Source organism: Planctomonas psychrotolerans (genome assembly GCF_008642235.1).
Lineage (GTDB): Bacteria > Actinomycetota > Actinomycetes > Actinomycetales > Microbacteriaceae > Planctomonas > Planctomonas psychrotolerans.
In genome coordinates, this window is sequence record NZ_SJEV01000001.1 from 783,534 (window position 1) to 806,440 (window position 22,907).

Here is a 22,907-nt window from a genome sequence, read left to right on the forward strand (position 1 = left end):
CCCGGTGTTTCGGCGCCGTCCGGGCGCGGCACATCTGCCGCCGCCCGCGATCGACGCTAATGAAGTCCCGGCGGGATCTCGTCCCCACGTTCGGGGGCGCCGCGACGATGGCCCGCCGGGGTTCGCGCCGACGACGCGGCTGGGGCGTGCTGATCGAGACCGGACGACTTCCGGCCGGAGCGTCGGCCCTGTAGAAGCGGGCGGTCAGGAGCCGGACAGCGCGGCGGCGGTCGAAACCAGTTCGCGGGCGTGGGCGAGACCGCTCTCGGAATCGGGGAGGCCCGACAGCAGGCGCGCCATCTCGGCGATGCGGTCGTCGCCGGTGAGTCGCGAGACGCTGCTCGCGGTGACCGCACCGTCGCTGTCCTTCGCCACGCGCAGGTGATTGGTCGCGAACGCGGCGACCTGCGCGAGGTGCGTCACCACGATCACCTGCGCCTGCTCGGCAAGACGGGCCAGGCGCCGACCGATCTCGATGGCGGCCGCGCCACCGACTCCGGCATCCACCTCGTCGAAGACGAAGGTGGGCACCGGATCCGTTCCCGCGATCACCACCTCGATGGCGAGCATCACCCGGGACAGCTCACCGCCGGATGCCCCGCGCCCGATCGGCCGCGCCTCGGCACCGGCATGCGGGCGCAGCAGCACCGACACGCGGTCGGCACCGGACATCGACAGCTCCGGTTTCGCCTCGAGCTCGACGACGAGGCTGGCGTCGGCCATGGCCAGCGCGGAGAGCTCGGCGGTCACCGCCTCGGCGAGTTCCGTCGCCTTCGCCCGGCGAACGGTCGTCAGTTGCTCTGCGAGTGCACGGACGGCGGCAGCGTCCTCCTCCACGGTCACCGTGAGAGAGTCGATACGGTCGGTGTCGCTCTCCAGCTCGAGCAGCCGACTGCTGCCGGCGTCGAGGTAGTCGATGACCTCGTCGAGGGTCGGACCGTACTTGCGGCTCAGCGCGGTCAGCTCGGAGCGGCGCTCCTGCACGATCTCCAGCTCCCGCCCGCCGTCGGCGTCGAGGCCCGCCAGGTAACTGGCGAGCTGGCCGGCCACGTCGGAGAGGAGGAAGGATGCGTTCGCGAGCGCCTCGGTCACCGGCGCGAGCAGCGGATCGTGATCGGCCACCCGGTCGAGGCGCCGGCGCGCGGTGTCGACGAGTCCGATCGCGTCGGCGGCTCCGCCGACGTCGGACGTGGAGAGCACCTCGTGGGCTTCCGCTCCGGCGAGCCGGAGGTCTTCGAGGTTCGACAGCCGATCGGCTCGTTCCGTCAGCTCCACGTCTTCGCCGCGCTGCGGGTTCACCGCCTCGATCTCCGCCATCGCGTCGCGGAGCAACGCCGCCTCGCGTCGACGCGCCTGCTGCTCGGCCACGAGGTCCGTCAGTTCCTCCTCGTGCGACCGCCACGCCCGGAACGCGTCCTGATACGGACCCAGCACGTCGGTCAGCGCCGCGCCCGCGAACCGGTCGAGGGCCTCCCGCTGCGCGGTCGACGAGCGGAGGCGGATCTGGTCGGACTGGCCGTGCACCACCACGAGGTGCTGGCCGAGTTCGCCGAGCACGCCGACCGGCGCCCCTCGCCCCCCGACGGTCGCTCGACTCCGGCCCTCCGGCGACACGGATCGGCCGAGGATCAGCTCGCCGGCCTCCACGTCTCCCCCGGCGTCCCGCACCCTCTCCGCCACGGCACCGTCATCGGGGACGAGCCACCGTCCCTCGACCACGGCCCGGTCGCTCCCCTGCCGAACGGCTCCCGCGTCGGACCGCTCACCGAGGAGAAGCCCCAACGCCGTGACGACCATCGTCTTCCCGGCGCCGGTCTCCCCCGTGAGAGCGGTGAAGCCGGGCCCGAGCGGCAGGGTGGTCGTCCCGATGACGCCGAGGTTCCGGATCGAGATCTCCTCGATCACCGGGGTTCCCTGGGCTCGACCGGGCCACGCCACCCCTCGACCGGCAGCGCGAACTTGCGCACGAGACGGTCGGTGAAGGGCGCCTCGCGCAAGCGGGCCAGACGCACCGGAACGGTCGAGCGTCGCGCCTCGACGCGGGATCCGCGGGGCAGGTCGACCGTCCGGCGACCGTCGCACCAGAGCACGCCAACACCGAGGTTCCGTTCGAGCAGTTCGACGGCGAGTACGGAGTCCGGTCCCACCACCATGGGGCGGGCGAAGAGGGAGTGGGCGCTGATCGGCACGAGGAGCAGAGCCTCGAGGCTCGGCCAGACGATGGGTCCCCCCGCCGAGAAGGAGTAGGCGGTCGACCCGGTCGGCGTCGACATGACGACACCGTCGCAGCCGAACGACGACAGCGGGCGTCCGTCCACCTCGATGATCACCTCGAGCATGCGCTCCCGGCTCGCCTTCTCCACCGTCGCCTCGTTGAGCGCCCAGGTGGTGAAGACGATCTGCTCGTCCACCTCGACACGAACCTCGAGCGTCATGCGCTCTTCGACGGCATAGTCGCGGTCCAGGGCGCGGTGCACCGTCGACGTCAGATCCTCCCGCTCGCTCTCGGCGAGGAAGCCGACGTGGCCGAGATTCACGCCGAGGAGCGGCACGGAGGTTCCGCGGACGATCTCGGCGGCACGCAGGATGGTGCCGTCGCCGCCCAGCACCACCACGAGCTCCAGGTCGGACGTCGGCACGTCCGTGCCGAGGACGGCGATGTCGCCGAGACTGGCGGCGTGAGCGACGAGGTCCGTCTTCTCCTCCTCGCGCAGCACGGGGGTGACTCCGGCGTCGGCGAGCTGGGTCAGCACGCTCACGGCGGCCTCGCGCGAGTCGACGCGTCCGGTGTGCGACACCACCAGGATGTGCCTGCCCGCTACCGCCACGGTCGTCACACTCCCACCAGTTCGTTCACGCGTCCTAGCCATTCTGTCGGATTGCTGCCGCCCGTGGAGGTCAACCAAACGAGGTACTCCGGATTCCCAGCCCCGCCGAGGATGGGGGACGACACGAGGCCCGCCGTACCGAGTCCCCGATCCCACGCCGACCAGAGCACCCTGGTGACGGCATCGCTCCGCAGCGCCGCCGAGGTGACGATGCCCTCGCGGATGCCTCCCCGTCCCACCTCGAACTGAGGCTTGATCAGAAGCACGTAGTCGGCCTCGAGCCCCACCGTCGACACGAGCGGGGGTAGTACGAGGGTGAGGGAGATGAAGGAAAGGTCGCCGACCACAAGGGTGGGCGTGGCGCTCTCCCGAGTGAACTGCTCGAGCAGCCCGGGAGTGAGGTCGCGCACGTTAACGCCCTCCACGACCTCCACCTCACGGCGGGCACGAATCTCCGGGGCGAGCTGGCCGTGGCCGACGTCGAGGGCGATCACCCGGCGCGCCCCGCGCTCGAGCAGCACCTGGGTGAATCCGCCGGTGCTCGCTCCGACGTCGAGGCAGAGAGCCCCGTCGACGGGTACGGGGAAGGCGTCGAGGGCGGCGACGAGCTTGTGCGCACCGCGACTCACGTAGGAGTCGGGGGCCTCGACCCGGATGTCGGCGCCATCCTCGACCCGGTGCGACGGCTTCACGATCCACGCGCCGTCGACGCTCACCCGACCCTCGGTGATGAGGTGGGCCGCGGCGGTGCGGGATCGGGCGAGACCGCGGGCCGCGAGTACCGCGTCGAGCCGACCGTCAGCCGCCATGGGAGAGCGCGTCCCCGCCCTCCAGGCGGGACCGCAGCCGATCGTGCAGGCGCATCAGCTCGGCCGGTCGGTCCTCGAGTGGCAATTGCTCGATGTCGTTGACCTCGCGCAGCAGCTCGCTCTCCGTCATGTCGGTCCGATCGTCGCTCACGCACCCACGCTATCGCGGGGCGTAGAGGGACTCGGGAACCTCGAGGCCGTAGATGGCGCGTCCGGAATTCCAGATGACCGCGCATCCGGCTCGGATGAGGTCGATCGTGCTCCGTCCGCGCTGCACCACGTGCACGCGGTCGCCACGGATGCTGACCACCGACCTGCCCACGGTGGCCGTCGCCCCGTCGTCGGTGAACGACGTGGCCGGATACTGCTCGCGGAGGGACCGCAGGTCCTCGAGAATGTAGGTGGGCCTCGACGATGCATCGGCCGCCAGCACCTGTTTGGCCTGGTCGATGCCGGTGAGCACGAGCGCCGAGGCCATGCCGGCGCGGTTCGCACCCAGAATGTCGGTGTCCAGCCGATCACCGAGGAACAGGGGGGTCGCGGCTCCGAAGCGGCGGCTCGCCTCCTCGAAGATCGGGATCTCGGGCTTGCCGGCCACCGCCGTGGGGAGGCGCCCCACCGCGGTGTGCACGGCGGAGACGAGCGTGCCGTTACCCGGCGCGATGCCCCGTCCGACGGGAATGGTCCAGTCGGTGTTGGTCGCGACCCAGAGAACCGACGGGTCGTGCAGAGCGAACGCGGCCTCGGCGAGGTGCATCCAGCCCACGTCGGGCGCGAAGCCCTGCACGACGGCGGCCGGGGAGTCCTCGGCGCTTCGCGTGACGACGAACCCGGCGCGTTCGACCTCGTGCACGAGGCCCGCACCGCCGACCACGAGCACCGTCGATCCGGCCGGAATGAGGGTGCCGAGCACCGAGGCCGCCGCCTGCGGCGACGTGACCACGTCGGCCGGCTGCACCTTCAGCCCGAGCGCGGACAGGTGATCGGCGACCACCACGTCGGTGCGCGAGGCGTTGTTGGTGATGTATCCGACCCGGATGCCCGAGTCGACGGCCGCATTCAGGCTCTCGACCGCGTGCGGGATCGCCGAGTCGCCCTTGTAGACCACGCCGTCGAGGTCGGCGAAGATGGCGTCGACTCCATCGAGGGGGGTGGGCGTCACGTCAGTCCTCCGTCGGAACATCATCGGCTTCCGTCTCCTCCGGTGCGGTGGCATCGACAGGCTCGTCCGAGTCGACGGAATCGTCCGCGCCCGCACGATCATCCGTGTTCGCGGTGTCGAACTCCTCGACTATCTCGATGAGTTCGTCGCCCCCCACATCGTCGAGGGCGTCGAGCGCTTCCGCCGCCGCGGCTGCACGGTCCCGCCAGAGGACCGCGTCCTGCTCACGTCCCAACTCCTCGAGCACCTCCGCGTAGGCATCGAACAGCGCCGGGCTGTAGGAGAACGCTGTGGACGGATCCAGTTCCGGAATCTCGAGCTCGGCGAGAGCGAGCTCCGCCTGGTCGAGGTCGAGCCGCGCTCCCGACATGGCGATGGCCACCGAGACGCGCACGCCTACGGGCAACGAATCCCGCGGCACTGACCGTCCCAGTTCGAGCGCCCGGTCGGGCCTGCCGACGCCGCGCTCGCTGTCCACCATCAGGGCCAACTGGTCGTTCGAACCGGAGATGCGGCGCTGGGTGCGCAACTCGCGCAGCGCGAGGGCGAAGTCGCCTGTCGCATAGGCGGTGATGGCGAGAGTCTCCCGCACCACGGCGATGCGTCTCGCCCGGCGGGCGGCCGACAGCGCGTGCCGGTGAGCGAGAGCGGGATCGTCATCGATCAGCCGCGCCGCCATGGCCAGGTGCTGGGCGACACCCTCCGCGTTGTCCTTGCTCAGCGTCTTCAGCTCGTTCCGTGCGACCCGGTCCAGGTCGCCGGCCCTGACGTCGTCGGGGATCTCCGGGTCGTCGTGCCGCGGGCGAACGGAGCGCAGCTCCCGCTGCAGTCTCTCCGCCTCGGTCAGCTGCTCCTCGGCCCGATAGGCGTCGCGATCGCCTCGCGCGGGAGCTCCCTCTCGCGTCCACAGCTTCTCGCCGTTCCGGGGCGCACGCTCACCGTTGGGTCGACGCACGTTACCCCCGGAGGCCGGCTTGTCCTTAGACCAGGGCTTCCGCTCACCCGAGCCGCCCGGCTTGTCCTTCGACCAGGGCTTCCGCTCACCAGGGCCGCCGCTCGACGAGCGGCGTCGCTCGGAGTTCGATCGGGGGGAGTTCGGTCGCTCGGAACGCGGTCGCTCAGAACGCGGAGGCACGGAACGCGGAGGCACAGAACGCTCTCGATCCGGTCCATCGGGGCGTTCTGCAGGGCGCTCACGCGGACGCTCCCGCGGCGGACGCTCGTCCCGCGGCGGTTCCGGCCGCTCGTGCCGATCGCCGGCCGCGCTGTTCTCGCCTGAATCGCTCACGAACGTCTCCTGTCTGGCCGAATCGGTAGGACGGTTAAACAGAAATGGCCACCCCGAAGGGTGGCCATTTCGTAAAAGAAGTCCGGCGGTGTCCTACTCTCCCACAAGGTCCCCCTTGCAGTACCATCGGCGCAGAGAGTCTTAGCTTCCGGGTTCGGAATGTAACCGGGCGTTTCCCTCTCGCTATGGCCGCCGAAACACTATTGATATATGTCTCGAATTGCCACACACGATTCGTGTGTAACTAATTCCCGACCGTACATCGGGAACCACATAGTGGACGCAAGCATTGTCTGTCGAAACAAACTTATGGTGTTATCAAGTTATCGGCTTATTAGTACAGGTCAGCTGCACGAGTCTTTAGTCCTCGCTTCCACGTCCTGCCTATCAACCCAGTAGTCTAGCTGGGAGCCTCTCACCCGAAGGTATGGAAATCTCATCTTGAAGCCGGCTTCCCGCTTAGATGCCTTCAGCGGTTATCCGTTCCGAACGTAGCTAATCAGCGGTGCTCCTGGCGGAACAACTGACACACCAGAGGTTCGTCCATCCCGGTCCTCTCGTACTAGGGATAGATCTTCTCAAATTTCCTACGCGCGCAGCGGATAGGGACCGAACTGTCTCACGACGTTCTAAACCCAGCTCGCGTACCGCTTTAATGGGCGAACAGCCCAACCCTTGGGACCTACTCCAGCCCCAGGATGCGACGAGCCGACATCGAGGTGCCAAACCATGCCGTCGATATGGACTCTTGGGCAAGATCAGCCTGTTATCCCCGAGGTACCTTTTATCCGTTGAGCGACAGCGCTTCCACAAGCCACTGCCGGATCACTAGTCCCGACTTTCGTCCCTGCTCGACTTGTCAGTCTCACAGTCAAGCTCCCTTGTGCACTTACACTCGCCACCTGATTGCCAACCAGGTTGAGGGAACCTTTGGGCGCCTCCGTTACTCTTTAGGAGGCAACCGCCCCAGTTAAACTACCCATCAGGCACTGTCCCTGATCCGGATTACGGATCGAAGTTAGATATCCAGAGTGACCAGAGTGGTATTTCAACATTGACTCCACCCGAACTAGCGTCCGGGCTTCACAGTCTCCCACCTATCCTACACAAGCCACACCGAACACCAATACCAAACTGTAGTAAAGGTCACGGGGTCTTTCCGTCCTGCTGCGCGTAACGAGCATCTTTACTCGTAGTGCAATTTCGCCGAGTTCGCGGTTGAGACAGCTGGGAAGTCGTTACGCCATTCGTGCAGGTCGGAACTTACCCGACAAGGAATTTCGCTACCTTAGGATGGTTATAGTTACCACCGCCGTTTACTGGGGCTTAAATTCTGAGCTTCGCCGAAGCTAACCCTTCCTCTTAACCTTCCAGCACCGGGCAGGCGTCAGTCCGTATACATCGTCTTGCGACTTGGCACGGACCTGTGTTTTTAGTAAACAGTCGCTTCCCACTGGTCTCTGCGGCCTTCAAACGCTTAGGGAGTAAATCCCATCACGCCTCAGGCCCCCCTTCTCCCGAAGTTACGGGGGCATTTTGCCGAGTTCCTTAACCACGATTCTCTCGATCTCCTTAGTATTCTCTACCTGACCACCTGAGTCGGTTTGGGGTACGGGCGATTGGAACCTCGCGTCGATGCTTTTCTTGGCAGCATAGGATCACTGAATTCGTCCGTGAGGACTACCCATCAAGTCTCAGGCTATGTAAGAGGCGGATTTGCCTACCTCTTGCCCTACATTCTTGGACCGGGACTACCATCGCCCGGCTCAGCTACCTTCCTGCGTCACACCTGTTAATACGCTAACCGCACCAGCGTAGGGTCGTGTGCTAGGCCAAGGCCGTCACCCCGAAGGGATCGAGCCAAGGATTCAGACACTTAGCATTACTGGATTAGCTTGGGCGGTTCTTCATCGGTACGGGAATATCAACCCGTTGTCCATCGACTACGCCTGTCGGCCTCGCCTTAGGTCCCGACTTACCCAGGGCGGATTAGCCTGGCCCTGGAACCCTTGGTCTTTCGGAGGACGGGTTTCTCACCCGTCTTTCGCTACTCATGCCTGCATTCTCACTCGTGTGGCCTCCACGGCTGGTTTACACCGCCGCTTCGCTGGCCACACGACGCTCTCCTACCCATCCATACGGCTGGACCACGAAGGCCTGCCAAATATATAAATGCCACAACTTCGGTGGCGTGCTTGAGCCCCGTTACATTGTCGGCGCGGAATCACTTGACCAGTGAGCTATTACGCACTCTTTCAAGGGTGGCTGCTTCTAAGCCAACCTCCTGGTTGTCTGTGCAACTCCACATCCTTTCCCACTTAGCACGCGCTTTGGGACCTTAGTTGGTGGTCTGGGTTGTTTCCCTCTCGACGATGAAGCTTATCCCCCACCGTCTCACTGCTGCGCTCTCACTTACCGGCATTCGGAGTTTGGCTGACGTCAGTAACCTTTTGGGGCCCATCAGTCATCCAGTAGCTCTACCTCCGGCAAGAAACACGCAACGCTGCACCTAAATGCATTTCGGAGAGAACCAGCTATCACGAAGTTTGATTGGCCTTTCACCCCTATCCACAGCTCATCCCCTCCATTTTCAACTGAAGTGGGTTCGGTCCTCCACGACGTCTTACCGTCGCTTCAACCTGGCCATGGATAGATCACTTCGCTTCGGGTCTAGAACATGCGACTCATTCGCCCTATTAAGACTCGCTTTCGCTACGGCTTCCCCACTCGGGTTAACCTCGCCACATATCACTAACTCGCAGGCTCATTCTTCAAAAGGCACGCTGTCACTCCTACAAGGGAGCTCCAACGGTTTGTAAGCAAACGGTTTCAGGTACTATTTCACTCCCCTCCCGGGGTACTTTTCACCTTTCCCTCACGGTACTTGTTCACTATCGGTCATCTGGGAGTATTTAGGCTTATCAGGTGGTCCTGACAGATTCACACGGGATTTCTCGGGCCCCGTGATACTTGGGATACTTCTCGAGCCATAACAACATTTCGACTACGGGGTTGGCACCCTCTGTGACTGGCTTTTCAAAACCATTCGTCTATGTTGCGCTGTAACTCTTGCTGCTCGGCAGAGACAGCTGAAAAGTCCCACAACCCCGATCATGCAACGCCTGCCGGCTATCACACATGATCGGTTTGGCCTCTTCCGGGTTCGCTCGCCACTACTGACGGAATCACTGTTGTTTTCTCTTCCTGTGGGTACTGAGATGTTTCACTTCCCCACGTTCCCTCTACCCGCCCTATATATTCAGGCGGGAGTCACTGGGTCACCTTGCGGGCCCAGCGGGGTTTCCCCATTCGGAAATCCTCGGATCAAAGCTCTATTATCAGCTCCCCGAGGCTTATCGCAGATTTATACGTCCTTCTTCGGCTCCAGATGCCAAGGCATTCACCGTTTGCTCTTAAAAACTTGATACATGAGTTTGAATCGATTTCGTTAGAAATTGACCAATGATCATGCACTTATAAATAAGTGCTATTGATCTTTGTGATTCAGATCTCGAAAGACCTGAATCTAAGATGCTCGCGTCCACTGTGTAGTTCTCAAAGTACGGGCGGTACCCCTTCCGCCTGGCGGCCGCTGTTACGCGGCGCTACTGCCAAACAAGAAAGGGTCCAGAGGTTCGTTCCGCATCCGTGCGCTCCGAAGAGCGCCCGAATGAGGCCCGGTCCCTCAGGACCCAACAGCGTGCAATGTCCGGTGCTCGATCGACTGCTGCTTTCCTTCCCCGAAGGGCGTACTTGCTGCAGCCGGCGTTGCACCGGACCAATGTCAATGTTCCACCCATGAGCGTCACCGAAGCCGAACAGCTTCGTAATGACTTGGCACCGTTGTTCGCCCTGTATACAGAGGCGCAGTGCACGTGCTCCTTAGAAAGGAGGTGATCCAGCCGCACCTTCCGGTACGGCTACCTTGTTACGACTTAGTCCTAATCACCGATCCCACCTTCGACGGCTCCTTCCTTGCGGTTAGGCCACCGGCTTCGGGTGTTACCGACTTTCATGACTTGACGGGCGGTGTGTACAAGGCCCGGGAACGTATTCACCGCAGCGTTGCTGATCTGCGATTACTAGCGACTCCGACTTCATGAGGTCGAGTTGCAGACCTCAATCCGAACTGAGACCGGCTTTTTGGGATTCGCTCCACCTTACGGTATTGCAGCCCTTTGTACCGGCCATTGTAGCATGCGTGAAGCCCAAGACATAAGGGGCATGATGATTTGACGTCATCCCCACCTTCCTCCGAGTTGACCCCGGCAGTCTCCTATGAGTTCCCACCATTACGTGCTGGCAACATAGAACGAGGGTTGCGCTCGTTGCGGGACTTAACCCAACATCTCACGACACGAGCTGACGACAACCATGCACCACCTGTATACCGACCTTGCGGGGAGTACATTTCTGCACTTTTCCGGTATATGTCAAGCCTTGGTAAGGTTCTTCGCGTTGCATCGAATTAATCCGCATGCTCCGCCGCTTGTGCGGGCCCCCGTCAATTCCTTTGAGTTTTAGCCTTGCGGCCGTACTCCCCAGGCGGGGAACTTAATGCGTTAGCTGCGACACAGAAACCGTGGAATGGTCCCTACATCTAGTTCCCAACGTTTACGGCATGGACTACCAGGGTATCTAATCCTGTTCGCTCCCCATGCTTTCGCTCCTCAGCGTCAGTTACGGCCCAGAGATCTGCCTTCGCCATTGGTGTTCCTCCTGATATCTGCGCATTCCACCGCTACACCAGGAATTCCAATCTCCCCTACCGCACTCTAGTCTGCCCGTACCCACTGCAGGCCGGAGGTTGAGCCTCCGGTTTTCACAGCAGACGCGACAAACCGCCTACGAGCTCTTTACGCCCAATAATTCCGGACAACGCTTGCACCCTACGTATTACCGCGGCTGCTGGCACGTAGTTAGCCGGTGCTTTTTCTGCAGGTACCGTCACTTTCGCTTCTTCCCTACTAAAAGAGGTTTACAACCCGAAGGCCGTCGTCCCTCACGCGGCGTTGCTGCATCAGGCTTGCGCCCATTGTGCAATATTCCCCACTGCTGCCTCCCGTAGGAGTCTGGGCCGTGTCTCAGTCCCAGTGTGGCCGGTCACCCTCTCAGGCCGGCTACCCGTCGTAGGCTTGGTGGGCCGTTACCTCACCAACTACCTGATAGGCCGCGAGTCCATCCTTGACCGAAGTTCTTTCCACAACCAGACGATGCCGTCGGTTGTCGTATCCGGTATTAGCTTCGGTTTCCCGAGGTTATCCCAGAGTCAAGGGCAGGTTACTCACGTGTTACTCACCCGTTCGCCACTAATCCAGAAGAGCAAGCTCCTCTTTCATCGTTCGACTTGCATGTGTTAAGCACGCCGCCAGCGTTCGTCCTGAGCCAGGATCAAACTCTCCGTAAATGTTTGATTGCACGACCGCCTAAGCGATCGGCACATCTAGTGCACCAAGCCACCGGAATAGGCGGACAAGGTGCAAGTTTGAAACTGACAGAACAAATCATTACTGACTTGCTTTGTTGTTTAATGTTTTTCCAAAGGAATCTCATTGACTGACCGAAGTCAGCCGACGAGGTTTTTGGCATTTGACATTGTGCACGCTGTTGAGTTCTCAAGGATCGGACGCTCCTGACTCCATCCTTCCGGACTTCCTCAGGGCAACTTCTCTATCGTATGTCACGCTCTCAGTCGCTGTCAAATCGGCCGGCTCTTTGTCTCTCTCGAGACACTGATCCGAAGGATTCGAAACGTACTGGGATTGGACATCCCATCCTAAACCAGCCGGGCTGACTCTCGCAATGAGAAGATCGCCGTCCGCTGGAGGATTTGGTCCCTCTTGAGGCCGGGAAGCTCTTCCGCTTCCCGCACCTTTGGGGTGACAGGTAGAAACATTACGGGTGGATCCGGGGCGGCGCAAATTGCGCGTGCATCCCGGGCGTGTCCCGCATGTTTCCGGGCTTTTCACCCTCCGTTGTCCTCGCGTTGGGCGCAAGCGCCCACATGGCGACCGCACTGGCTGCGGCCACGTTGAGCGAATCGATGCCGTGCAGCATGGGGATCTGCACGAGAGTGTGCGCCGCGTCGAGGGCCGCGGGGGTGAGGCCATCCCCCTCCGCGCCGAGCACAACGGCGAGCCGCTCGGGAGCGTTAGCCGCATATTCGCGAAGGGGCACCGCCGTCGGGCTGAGGGCGAGAGCTGCAATGGAGAAGCCGGCCTGCTCCAGCAATGGGCCGGTCGCTTCCCAGTCCCCGACTCTCGCCCACGGCACCTGGAGAACGGTGCCCATGCTCACTCGGATGGCCCGGCGGTAGTAGGGGTCGGAGCATCGAGGAGTGATGAGCACGGCATCCGCTCCGATCGCGCCCACCGAGCGGAAGATCGCGCCGACGTTCGTGGGATCGGCCACGTTCTCGAGGACCACCACGCGTCGTGCCCCGCGAAGCAGTTCGCGGGGATCCGGTGATGCGGGTCGGTGCATGGCCGCGATCAGGCCACGATGCAGCAGGTACCCCGTGAGGTCGGCGAGCAGTTCGGCCGGTCCCACGAACACCGGCACCTCGGGGAAACCGGTGAGGATCTCGAGCGCCTCATCGACGGAACCGCCGAGGCACAGCACCGAACGCGGAACGTGCCCGGCGTCGACTGCGCGCCGCAGCACCAACGCCGACTCGGCGATGTACAGACCGTGCTCGGACCCCCGGGCCTTGCGCAGCGCCACATCGGTGTGATGCGCGTAGTCCCCGAGTCGCGGATCGGTGAGGTCGGTGATCGGCACGATCCGGTCGGCCTCGGCTGCCGGACGAGCGGACTCCGGTCCGCGATCCGACCGCGCGGTCATCGCTCGCCTCGAGCGGGTGTCACGCGGACACGGACCCCGACTCGATGATCACGGCCCCACGGTTCGCGAGCCGGGCGAAAGCCGCGTCGCTCGAATCCGGGGCAACGCCGGCCACGAGGTCCCGCAGCACGCGGACGGACGCTCCAGCGTCGAGGGCGTCGAGGGCGGAGGCGAGGACGCAGTAGTCCGTGGCGATCCCCACCACATCGACGTCGGTGACCGCGCGTTCGGCGAGCGCCTCCGGCAGGGTGAGCGAGTCGTCGGTCGTCCCCTCGAAGATGGAGTAGGCCGGTTTACCCTGTCCTTTGCGCACGTGGACGTCGATGGCACCGGTGTCGAGTGCGGGGTGGTACTCGGCTCCGGGCGTGCCGGCCACGCAGTGCCGGGGCCAGGTGATCTCGAAGTCCGGGTCCGTCGTGGTGGCGAAGTGCCCGCCGTTGTCGTTGTCGGGGTCGTGCCAGTCGCGGGAGGCGAACACCACGTCATAGCCCGGTGAACCGGCGAGGAACGAGGTGATTCCCGCTGCCACGGCGGCTCCCCCCGTCACGGCGAGGGCGCCACCCTCCGTGAAGTCGTTCTGCACATCGATGATGAAGAGCGCCCTGGTCATGCTGTGCCTCCCGAGTGTGTCAGTGATTCGACAGGGTGTCGCCGCAGCGGTATGCCCCCGCAGTGATCGTATCGAGTGCCGCCTTCGCATGGTCGCGGACGTCGCCGATCGCGTAGAAGGCGAAGGTCAGTCGGGTCCCGTCGGCCGCGGCGATGACCCCGGACAGCGTGTAGCCGGTGTCGATCCACCCGGTCTTGGCGACGACGCTCCCGCGGGCGTCCGCGTTCGGGCCGGTGAAGCGGCCGGCGAGCGTTCCCGTGCGTCCGGCGACGGGGAGGCCGTCGTACACCGCTCCGAGCGCCCCCTCGCGGGCTGCGACCTTGCGCATGAGCGCGGCGAGATACGACGGCGCGACCCGGTTGTCGGGGCTCATGCCCTGTCCGTCGATGATCGTCATGCTCGAGGTGTCCACCCCGTACGACTCGAGGGCACGGGGGATTCCCATCGCGAGGGCGTCCTGGCTGTTGCCCGCACCCACCGCGATGGTCGTGAGTCGCGCCAGGGCTTCGGCGAGCGTGTTGTCGGAGATCGTGAGGGAGGTCTGCACGAGCGAGGACACGGGTTGGGAGAACACCTCACCCAGCACCGGCGCGTCCGGCGGGGCGACGCCCTCGACGATGTCCGCCCGCACTCCGAGCGCCGACGCGAACGCCGCACCCGCTCGGCCGACCGGATCTTCGCTCCGCGGCGACACGATGGCGGCCGGGTCGGCGCGATCGGCGTCGACCTGGAGCGCGGTGATCTCACTGCTGTACCCGAGCGGCAGCTCGGTGCGCGCCCACGACGGATGCCAGGTCATCCCGCTGAACAGCGACGTGTCCAGCACGATCCGGGAGAGGGACGTTCCTGCCGTCGCCGGGTCGGCGGCCCACGCCGCCCGCACCTGTGCGGCGAGCTCGCTGAGGCGCGGCGCTCCCGGATACACCGATGAGCCCGATGCGAGCCGGGACAGGGTCGGATCCCCTCCCCCGACCAGCACCACGGTGCCGGGCTCCGCACCGCGGACGACCCGGGTGGCGATGCGGTGGTCCGGACCGAGCACGGCGAGCGCGGCCGCGCTCGTGATCACCTTCATCACGCTGGCGGTGCGCTCGGGCACGGTGCCGGAGCGATCGAACAGGACCTCGCCGGTGTCGGCGTTGAGCACGCTGCCGGAGAACTTCGCCAGCCGGGGATCGGTGCTGAGCGATGCGATGGAGCAGGTGCGGAGCGGACGGGCGGGGAGCACTACGGCGGGCACCGGCCGCGGGGGCGCGGCGGTCACCGGCACCGCGTCGGGGGTCGGTGGCGGGGATGGCGGTGGTGACGGATCGGCGGCCGACCCGACCCTCGACTCGGCCGTGGTCTCCGCCGCCCGGCCGACCATCGCCCCGGCGGCGACGGCTCCCGATCCGAGGAGTGCGAAGGCGATCAGCCCGGCGGCGACCGCTGCGGCTCGCCGCCGCATGCCAGCCCGGACGCCCGTGCGTTCGGGCGGCGGCGACTCATTCACTCGATCATGATAGGCACTCGCCGCGGGGAACATACCCGGACCGCGCGCTACCCGACCGTGTGCTGCGGGCCGTGTTGGCGGAGTGGGGGTGGGATTGGACGGGGCCGCCTGTGGGAATCGAACCCACGACCTTCTCATTACGAGTGAGACGCTCTGCCGACTGAGCTAAGGCGGCGTGACGCGGGCCGAAGCACGCAGACACAGCATCAGACTATAGCCGATGCGGCGGCCTATCGAATCGCCTGCAACGCGGCGAACGAGGAGCGAAGCCGGTCGGGAAGCGACCCGGACGCCGTGCCGTCGGCCCAACCCGACCAGGCGTGGCGCATGGCGGCGGCGGCGACCAAGGTGATGAGGTGCGCACGGTCGCGGATCTCCGCGGCCGGTACGCCGTCACTCGCCGCATCCCGTCGCATCCGTTCGGCCACGAGGTCGGTGATCGCGTCCTCGAACTGCCGCATCGATGCCATCCGCGCGCCGAACATCTGCGGATAGTCCTTGAGGACCGTTCGCCGGAGGTGCTGCAACTCGCGGTCCGCCTCACTGCGTTCGGCGGCGGCCACCAGAAGCTCGCAGAGGTCGTCGAGGATCGGGGTGTCGGGCTCCGCGGCGAGGAAGAGCTCGCGATTCTCCCGTGGCGGCAGTGTCGGGCTGTCCCCGATGAGCGCCTGCTCCTTGGAGGGGAAGTAGTTGAAGAACGTGCGGGGTGACACGTCGGCTGCCGCGCTGATGTCATCGACCGTGACCCGGTCGAGACCCCGCTCCGCTACCAGTCCGAGCGCCGCGACCTGGATGGCCCGCCGCGTTGCGAGCCGCTTGCGCTCGCGCAGGCCGAGGTCAGGGGTGTCGACGTGCATGGCCCGGTCGGACAGCGCCTCGGCCCAGCGGTAGGGCGTGGCGGGGTCGTTCGTGGTGCCGATGACCACGATCGGAGCGGCACCCTCGCCCGTCACCGGCTCGATCTCGGCCCCGCGGTACGCGTGCGGCCAGGTCGCGCACTGCACGTCGCCGAGGGTGTCGTACTCGCTCAGCGGGTCGGTCTCGGTGAGCTTCGCGTTCAGTTCCGCAATCGCCGCCGGATCGGTGTTGACGGGGTAGTCGAGGCAGTTGATCGCGATGAAGGCTTCGAACAGGTTGCCGTCGTACGACCCGTCCTCGCCGCGACGGAAATACGAGTCGGCGAGCAGGAACGCGGTGGTGGGGTCCCCGCGCATGACCTCGGTGAACGCCTGCGTGAGGTAGGGCCAGTACTCCGCCGTGTACATCGCCGCGTTGATCGCCGTGCTCATCACCGTGGGGTTCAGTTCCCGTCCGTCCGCGGCGCGCACCGGGCTGGTGCCCAACCCATCGAGCACCGCATCGAGCGTGACGAGCGCCTCGTCGACGGTCCCGTCGAAGGGGCACTCCTCCGGCACGGTGAGGCAGTCCGCGAGGTAGGCGCGTATCGCCGAGTCGAAGCCCTCGGTCTGCTGCACGATCATGTCGAACCGGGAGAGGCTGGAGTCCGTCGCACCGTCGAGCACCATGCGACCGACGCGGTCCGGGAAGGTGTCGGCGTACTGCGCGCCGATGTCGCTGCCGTAGGAGAAGCCGAGGTAGTTGAGGTGTTCGTCGCCGACCACCGCGCGGAGCATGTCGAGGTCCCGCACGGTGCTCGCGGTGTCGACGAACTCGAGCAGCGGTCCCGTGTTCGCCGCGCAGGACCGCGCGAAGTCCTCCGCCGTCTGCGTGGCCTTGGCCACGTACGCGGGGCTGTCGACCGGGTCGGGGATGTACGAGTAGAGGTAGTCGTCGAGGCCGGCGTCGTCCGTGCAGTCCACCGCCGACGATCGGCCGACACCGCGGGGGTCCCATCCGATCACGTCGAAGGACTCCTGCAGGCGCTCGGAGACGGCGAAGTCGACGCTGTCCTTGACGAAGTCGTACCCCGAGGCACCGGGGCCTCCAGGGTTGACGAACAGCGATCCTTCGGGCGGCGACGACGTCGCGTGCCGGGCGAGGGCGAGTTCGATGTCGGTCGCCGGATCGGGGTTCTCCCAGTCGAGCGGGGCGATCGCGGTCGCGCACGTTGCTCCGTCGCCGCAGTCCTCCCAGACGAGCACCTGCTCGTAGTAGGACCGCAGCTGCGGATCCACGGACTGACTCACCGGTGTGGAGGTGGCCGTGGGCGCTCGCCGGTCGGGCACGAACATCGACACGCATCCGGACAGCACCATGGCCCCGCTGAGGGCCGCGGCGATGAGGAGAGAACGCGGTCCTCGCGTGCGGGAGGGCGGGGCTGGGGTCACGACGACGATCCTTTCCGTACGGCCGAGATCAACATCGCCTCGAGGGAGAGGGCGGGGGCCACGTTGGCGTCGATGCGGGTGCGGGCGAGGGTGATCGCATCGAGAATCCGCAGCGTGCCGGCCGGATCGGCATCCCGCGCCGCAGCGTCGAGTTCAGGTCGGATGGCCTCGTTGACGGGCTCGATCGGGGCGCCCAGTTGCAGCAGCAGGATATCGCGGAAGAGGGAGGAGAGGTCGACCAGGATGCGGTCGATGCCGTCCCGGAGACTCCGGGTGGCTCGACGCTTCTGGTCCTCCTCGAGGCCGCGGAGCTGTGCCCGAAGGGCCGGGGGGATCGTGCCGCCCGGCGCGATCCCGAGGGATCGGAGCGCATTCTCCCGCTCCGCCGAGTCCCGCTCGACGGTGATGGCCTTCGCGTCGTCGCTGGCGATGGCGAGGAGCCGCCCCGCCGCCGTCACGGCGTCCGCGACCGACTCGATCCCGAGGGCGATGCGCAGCGTCTCCTCGCGGCGCGACCGGGCTCCCTCATTCGTCGCGAGGCGATGCGCCATGCCGATGTGGCTCTGCGATTCCCGCGCGGCCCGCCTGGCGACCTCGAGGTCGACGCCGTCGCGACGCATCAGCAGTTCCGCCACGTCGTCGACGTTCGGCACCCGAAGCCGGACCGTGCGCACGCGCGACCGGATGGTGGGAATGAGGTCGGCCTCGCTCGGTGCGCACAGGATCCACACCGTGCGAGCGGGCGGCTCCTCGAGCGCCTTCAGCAGCACGTTGGAGGTGCGTTCCGGCATGCGGTCGGCGTCTTCGATCACCATCACGCGGAAGCGGCCGACGGACGGGGAGAATTGCGACGTGGCCACGAGACTCCGCACCTCATCGATGGAGATGATCACCCGCTCGGTGCTCAGCACGCCGAGGTCGGGGTGGGTGCGTGCGCGCACCTGCCGTTCGGCGAGCTCGTCGCCCTCCGGGGTGCCCGGGCTGAGCAGGGCCGCCGCGAACGCGTAGGCGAGGTTGGAGCGCCCCGAACCGGGCGGCCCGGTGATGAGCCAGGAGTGGGTCATCGAGGTGGAGTCCTCGGTTCCCGCGGCCGATGCGGTGGTGGCCGCGGCGGCACGGAAGATCTCGATGGCCTCTGACTGTCCTGTCAGCTCGTCCCACACACTCATCGGTTCACGCTCATCGGTTGGCGCTCATCGCCTCAGCCGATCAGCTCGGAGACGCGTGAACGGATGTCGTGCTGGATGTCGTCGATCGGTCGTCCGGCATCCAGTGTCAGGAAGCGGTCCGGCTCGTCCCGCGCCAATCCGAGGAAGGCCGAGCGCACCCGCGCGTGGAACTCGTTCGCCTCGGCCTCGAGCCGGTCGTATTGCGTTCGTGACGCGTCGAGACGGTCGCGGGCGGCGCCCTCATCGAGGTCGAGCAGCACGGTGAGGTCGGGGAGCAGTCCCTCGGCGGCCCACAGGGACAGGTCCCGCACCTCCGTCGGGTCGAGCACGCGCCCGGCGCCCTGGTAGGCGACCGACGAATCCAAGTAGCGGTCCTGCAGCACGATCTCGCCACGATCGAGCGCGGGACGCACGAGCGTGCTGATGTGATGCGCACGATCGGCCGCGTAGAGGAGCGCCTCCGCCCGGGGGGCGATGTGGCCGCGCCGGTGCAGCACGATGTCCCTCAGCTCCTGCCCGAGATCGGTGCCGCCCGGCTCGCGGGTGCGGAGCACGGTGCGACCGGCACCCCGGAGCCAGGTGGTCAGCAACTCGGCCTGGGTCGACTTCCCCGCGCCGTCGCCGCCCTCCAGCGTGATGAAGATCCCCCGGCCGTTCCGAGCGGTCACTTCTTCGCGGCCGGCTTCCGGGCGGGTGCCTTGCGCGCCGGGGCCTTTTTCGCTTTCGGCTTCGCCGGACCCTTGGCCCGCTTGTCGGCCAACAGCTGCACGGCCCGCTCGAAGTCGACCTCTTCCACGTCCTCACCGCGCGGGATGGTCGCGTTGGTGACGCCGTCGGTGACGTACGGACCGAAGCGGCCGTCCTTCACCTTGATCGGCTTGCCGCTCTCGGGATCCGCCTCGAACTCCTTCAGGGCGCTGGACGCCTTGCGCGCGCCGTACTTCGGCTGGGAGAACAGCTCGATCGCTCCGGGGAGGTCGATCTCGAAGATCGCGTCCTCCGACGGCAGGGACCGGGTGTCCGTCCCCTTCTTCAGGTAGGGCCCGTACTTGCCGTTCTGCGCGAGGATCGGCTCGGAGGATTCGGGGTCGGCGCCCACCTCGCGCGGCAGCGCCAGGAGGCGGAGCGCCGTGTCGAGGTCGATGCTGCCGAGATCCATGCTCTTGAACAGCGACGCCGTGCGCGGCTTCACGGCCGCGGACTTCTTCGCTGCGGGCTTGCGCTTCGGTTTCTCGTCGAGCACCTCACCGGTGGCGGCGTCGACCGTCGCGGCGGCGACAATCGACTCCCCGTCGGCGGCCACGGGCTCCGGCTCGAGCTCGGTGATGTACGGACCGAACCGACCATCCTTGGCGACGATCTCCTTGCCGTTCTCGGGGTTCACGCCTATGACGCGGTCGGTCAGCACGGGCGCGTCGATGAGCTCGCGCGCCTTCGATTCCGTGAGCTCATCGGGCGCGAGGTCTTCGGGGATGTTCACGCGCCGCGGGGGAGCATCCGGTGCGGCGTCGGGGTCCGGAACCTCGAGGTACGGACCGTACTTGCCGATCCGCAGGGTGATGTCGTCGGAGATGCGGATCGAGTTGATGCTGCGGGCGTCGATCTCGCCCAGATTGTCGATCACCGTGCGCAATCCGCGGTGCGAGTCGCTGCCGAAGTAGAACCCGTTCAGCCAGTCAACGCGCTGGGTGTCGCCACCCGCGATGCGGTCGAGGTCGTCCTCCATCTCGGCCGTGAAGTCGTACTGCACCAGATCGGCGAAGTATTCCTCGAGCAGGCGCACCACCGAGAAGGCGATCCAGTTGGGCACCAACGCCGTGCCACGCGGCGTGACATAGCCGCGGTCGACGATGGTGGAGATGATCGCCGCGTAGGTCGAGGGCCGGCCGATACCCAGTTCTTCGAGGGTCTTGACCAGGCTCGCCTCGGTGTACCGGGGCGGCGCGCTCGTCTCGTGACCGTTCGCTTCCACGGCGTCGAGGTCGAGCGACTGGCCCACGGTCAACGGCGGAAGTTTCGCCTCCTTCGTCTCCTGCGCCTCGGGACCGGCGTGGCGGTCCTCGTCGCGGCCCTCCTCGTAGGCGCTGAGGAAGCCCCGGAAGGTGATGACGGTTCCCGACGCCACGAATTCGGCGAGCGCCCCGTCGATGTCGACCGAGGTGTCCGTCGCCTTCGCCGGTGCGGTGTCGACGCGCGCCACCGGCCCGGCCGTGATGGTGACCGACGCCGTCGACCCCTTCGCGTCGGCCATCTGGGAGGCGATGGTGCGCTTCCAGATGAGGTCGTAGAGCTTGAGGTCGTTGCCCCGCAGCGCGGACGACAATTCGGAGGGGGTGCGGAAGGTGTCGCCCGACGGACGGATCGCCTCGTGCGCTTCCTGAGCGTTCTTGTTCTTCCCGGCATAGAGGCGCGGCTTGTCGGGCACGGTCTCGGGACCGTACAGCGTGCTGGCCTGAGCCCGCGCGGCCGCGATCGCCTGCTGCGACAGCGACGGCGAGTCGGTGCGCATGTAGGTGATGTAGCCGTTCTCGTAGAGCGACTGCGCCACGCTCATCGTCTGGCGCGCGGAGAAGCGCAGCTTGCGGGCGGCTTCCTGCTGCAGGGTCGACGTGGTGAACGGTGCGGCGGGCCGACGGGTGTACGGCTTTGAGTCGACGGCGGTGACGGAGACGGGAACGCCGGGGGCCCGGAGGGCAGCGGCCAGCGCCTCCGCGGAGGCGCCGTCGAGCGGGAGCGCCTTCGACTTGAGCGCTCCCCTGTCGTCGAAGTCGCGTCCGGTGGCGATGCGCTCACCGTTCAGGCGGGCGAGGCGGGCGTCGAACGGGGTGCGGGTCTCTGCGTCGGCAGCTGGACTGAGATGAGCCGCGAGGTCCCAGTATCCGGCGGGTACGAACGCCAGCCGCTCGCGCTCGCGGTCTACCACGAGTCGGGTGGCGGCGGACTGCACCCGACCGGCGGACAGCCCGGGGCCGATCTTCCGCCACAGCACCGGCGACACCTCGTACCCGTAGAGACGGTCGAGGATGCGGCGGGTCTCCTGGGCGTCGACGAGGGCGCTGTCGATGTCACGGGTGTTGTCGCGGGCGCGCTCGATCGCCTCTTTGGTGATCTCGTTGAAGACCATCCGTTTTACCGGGACCTTCGGCTTCAGCACCTCGAGGAGGTGCCAGGCGATGGCTTCGCCCTCGCGGTCGCCATCAGTGGCGAGGTAGAGCTCGTCGGCGTCCTTGAGGGCCCGCTTCAGCTCCGTGACCGTCTTCTTCTTCTGGTCGGACACCACGTAGTAGGGCTCGAAGCCCTTCTCGACGTCGACCGAGAACTTGCCGAGCGATCCGGTCTTGAGTTCGGCCGGCAGGTTTTTCGGCTCGATGAGGTCACGGATGTGACCGACGGAGGCCTGAACCTCGTAGCCCTCCCCCAGGTACTGGGTGATCGACTTCACCTTGGTGGGTGACTCGACGATGACCAGTCTTTTCTTGCCGGGCACATGGCTCCTTACCGATTGCTTCAACACGCACACCATACACACGGCGGCCGACCGGACACCTAATCCCCGGTGACCGTCACCGACCGGGGATGGTGACGGTGGACCATGGCGGTGATGGTACGAGGAACGGCCGACCCGGCGCGGTGCGGCGCGGCGCGGCGCGACTCGGTGCGGCGCGGCTCTCCGTGGCGGTCCCGCGCGGGCCTGCACGCTCAGCGGGATCGCGCCGGCCGCACCGCTCACCTCCACGGTGGCGATCACACCGTCGACGGTGCAGCGTTCCAGCGACGCTCCGTTCGACTCGGCGGCTCGCCGTGCCGCATCGCACGGCACACCCGGCCGCAGGCCGATGGCCGCGTCCGCCGCGGCGAGCGCGGCAGCGTCCGCGGCACCCACCAGAGTGCGCTTCATCGTCAGACCTATATATAGAGGTAGCAGCACCATCAGCAGGGCGACGACGGCTCCCACCATTCCGAGCATCAGCACCGACGCGGATCCGGAACCCGGTACCGGGGCGCGACGGAGTCCCCGCCCGGTCACGGGCCCGATCCCACTGCGCAGCTCGACGCCGACAGGTCCACCGGCAGGATGCCGGCCGGGCCCTGCCACGCCCGCGTCGAGAGCTGCACGCAGACGATGTCGTCCCGGGAATCGATTCGCACCGCGACACGGTCGCCCGTTCGGGCGAGGTAGTCCGTGGCGCGCGCCGAATCGCCGCGGGCCACGAGACGGGCCACGTCGGCGGCCGCGTCGAGAAGACGCACCTGCGCGCCGACCGTCGAGAACCCGGCCAGGCAGAGCACGACGACCACGATCGCCGCAGGCAGTACCGCGGCGAACTCCGCCGTCACGCTCCCCGTGGCGCTGCCGTGGGCGACGGAGCTCCGCACCCGTCGGATTCCGCGCGCGGTTCCGATTGCCCGCGCCTCTG

General features: G+C 66.2%; 14 protein-coding genes, 1 tRNA gene and 3 rRNA genes. All 18 read right to left on the reverse strand.

Features of this window, described 5'->3' with window-relative positions:
* Nucleotides 1–204: 204 nt before the first annotated feature.
* The 18 genes from recN to EY822_RS03510 all read right to left on the reverse strand — a co-directional run bounded on the left by recN (nucleotide 205) and on the right by EY822_RS03510 (nucleotide 22,866).
* On the reverse strand, nucleotides 205–1,905 hold the full coding sequence (gene recN, locus EY822_RS03430) for a DNA repair protein RecN (protein WP_150306995.1): 1,701 nt from the start codon (nucleotides 1,903–1,905) through the stop codon (nucleotides 205–207).
* Nucleotides 1,902–2,828 carry an NAD kinase gene (locus EY822_RS03435; RefSeq protein ID WP_150306996.1) on the reverse strand — a complete coding sequence of 309 codons (927 nt, stop codon included), beginning with the start codon at nucleotides 2,826–2,828 and terminating at the stop codon, nucleotides 1,902–1,904. Before EY822_RS03435 ends, recN begins: the two co-directional genes overlap by 4 nt.
* 5 nt (nucleotides 2,829–2,833) lie before the next feature.
* Nucleotides 2,834–3,637 (reverse strand): TlyA family RNA methyltransferase, encoded by an 804-nt coding sequence (locus tag EY822_RS03440; protein ID WP_150306997.1) that lies wholly within the window; start codon nucleotides 3,635–3,637, stop codon nucleotides 2,834–2,836.
* Nucleotides 3,627–3,788 carry a hypothetical protein gene (locus EY822_RS15280; protein WP_227496986.1) on the reverse strand — a complete coding sequence of 54 codons (162 nt, stop codon included), beginning with the start codon at nucleotides 3,786–3,788 and terminating at the stop codon, nucleotides 3,627–3,629. Before EY822_RS15280 ends, EY822_RS03440 begins: the two co-directional genes overlap by 11 nt.
* A gap of 9 nt (nucleotides 3,789–3,797) precedes the next feature.
* Nucleotides 3,798–4,823 carry an HAD-IIA family hydrolase gene (locus EY822_RS03445; RefSeq protein WP_406609889.1) on the reverse strand — a complete coding sequence of 342 codons (1,026 nt, stop codon included), beginning with the start codon at nucleotides 4,821–4,823 and terminating at the stop codon, nucleotides 3,798–3,800.
* Complete coding sequence (locus tag EY822_RS03450) at nucleotides 4,801–5,754, reverse strand: hypothetical protein (protein ID WP_227496987.1); 954 nt, start codon at nucleotides 5,752–5,754, stop codon at nucleotides 4,801–4,803. The genes EY822_RS03445 and EY822_RS03450 overlap by 23 nt, the downstream gene beginning before the upstream one ends.
* A 413-nt stretch (nucleotides 5,755–6,167) precedes the next feature.
* A 5S ribosomal RNA gene (gene rrf, locus EY822_RS03455) occupies nucleotides 6,168–6,284 on the reverse strand.
* A 117-nt stretch (nucleotides 6,285–6,401) separates the two neighbouring features.
* Nucleotides 6,402–9,514: ribosomal RNA gene (locus tag EY822_RS03460) — 23S ribosomal RNA — on the reverse strand.
* Between the two features lie 459 nt (nucleotides 9,515–9,973).
* Nucleotides 9,974–11,494, reverse strand: a 16S ribosomal RNA gene (locus EY822_RS03465).
* The 16S, 23S and 5S rRNA genes sit together here, the layout of an rRNA operon.
* A gap of 488 nt (nucleotides 11,495–11,982) precedes the next feature.
* Nucleotides 11,983–12,930, reverse strand: coding sequence for a TrmH family RNA methyltransferase (locus EY822_RS03470; RefSeq protein ID WP_150306998.1), 948 nt, complete (start codon nucleotides 12,928–12,930; stop codon nucleotides 11,983–11,985).
* A gap of 19 nt (nucleotides 12,931–12,949) precedes the next feature.
* Nucleotides 12,950–13,540, reverse strand: coding sequence for an isochorismatase family protein (locus EY822_RS03475; RefSeq protein ID WP_150306999.1), 591 nt, complete (start codon nucleotides 13,538–13,540; stop codon nucleotides 12,950–12,952).
* Nucleotides 13,541–13,559: 19 nt separating this feature from the next.
* Nucleotides 13,560–15,032, reverse strand: a complete 1,473-nt coding sequence (locus EY822_RS03480) for a D-alanyl-D-alanine carboxypeptidase/D-alanyl-D-alanine-endopeptidase (RefSeq protein WP_227496988.1) — start codon at nucleotides 15,030–15,032, stop codon at nucleotides 13,560–13,562.
* Between the two features lie 102 nt (nucleotides 15,033–15,134).
* Nucleotides 15,135–15,207: transfer RNA gene (locus tag EY822_RS03485), tRNA-Thr, on the reverse strand.
* Between the two features lie 55 nt (nucleotides 15,208–15,262).
* Nucleotides 15,263–17,320: an alpha/beta fold hydrolase gene (locus EY822_RS03490; RefSeq protein ID WP_150307001.1), complete on the reverse strand. Its 2,058-nt coding sequence runs from the start codon at nucleotides 17,318–17,320 to the stop codon at nucleotides 15,263–15,265.
* A complete protein-coding gene (locus tag EY822_RS03495) occupies nucleotides 17,317–18,489 on the reverse strand; it encodes a DNA polymerase III subunit delta' (RefSeq protein WP_150307002.1) in 1,173 nt (390 codons plus the stop codon). The genes EY822_RS03490 and EY822_RS03495 overlap by 4 nt, the downstream gene beginning before the upstream one ends.
* A gap of 32 nt (nucleotides 18,490–18,521) precedes the next feature.
* On the reverse strand, nucleotides 18,522–19,157 hold the full coding sequence (gene tmk, locus EY822_RS03500) for a dTMP kinase (protein ID WP_150307003.1): 636 nt from the start codon (nucleotides 19,155–19,157) through the stop codon (nucleotides 18,522–18,524).
* The gene (topA, locus tag EY822_RS03505) at nucleotides 19,154–22,516 is read right to left on the reverse strand and encodes a type I DNA topoisomerase (RefSeq protein ID WP_150307004.1); all 3,363 of its coding nucleotides are present in this window, start codon (nucleotides 22,514–22,516) and stop codon (nucleotides 19,154–19,156) included. The genes tmk and topA overlap by 4 nt, the downstream gene beginning before the upstream one ends.
* Complete coding sequence (locus tag EY822_RS03510) at nucleotides 22,513–22,866, reverse strand: TadE family type IV pilus minor pilin (protein ID WP_150307005.1); 354 nt, start codon at nucleotides 22,864–22,866, stop codon at nucleotides 22,513–22,515. Before EY822_RS03510 ends, topA begins: the two co-directional genes overlap by 4 nt.
* Nucleotides 22,867–22,907 lie beyond the last annotated feature (41 nt).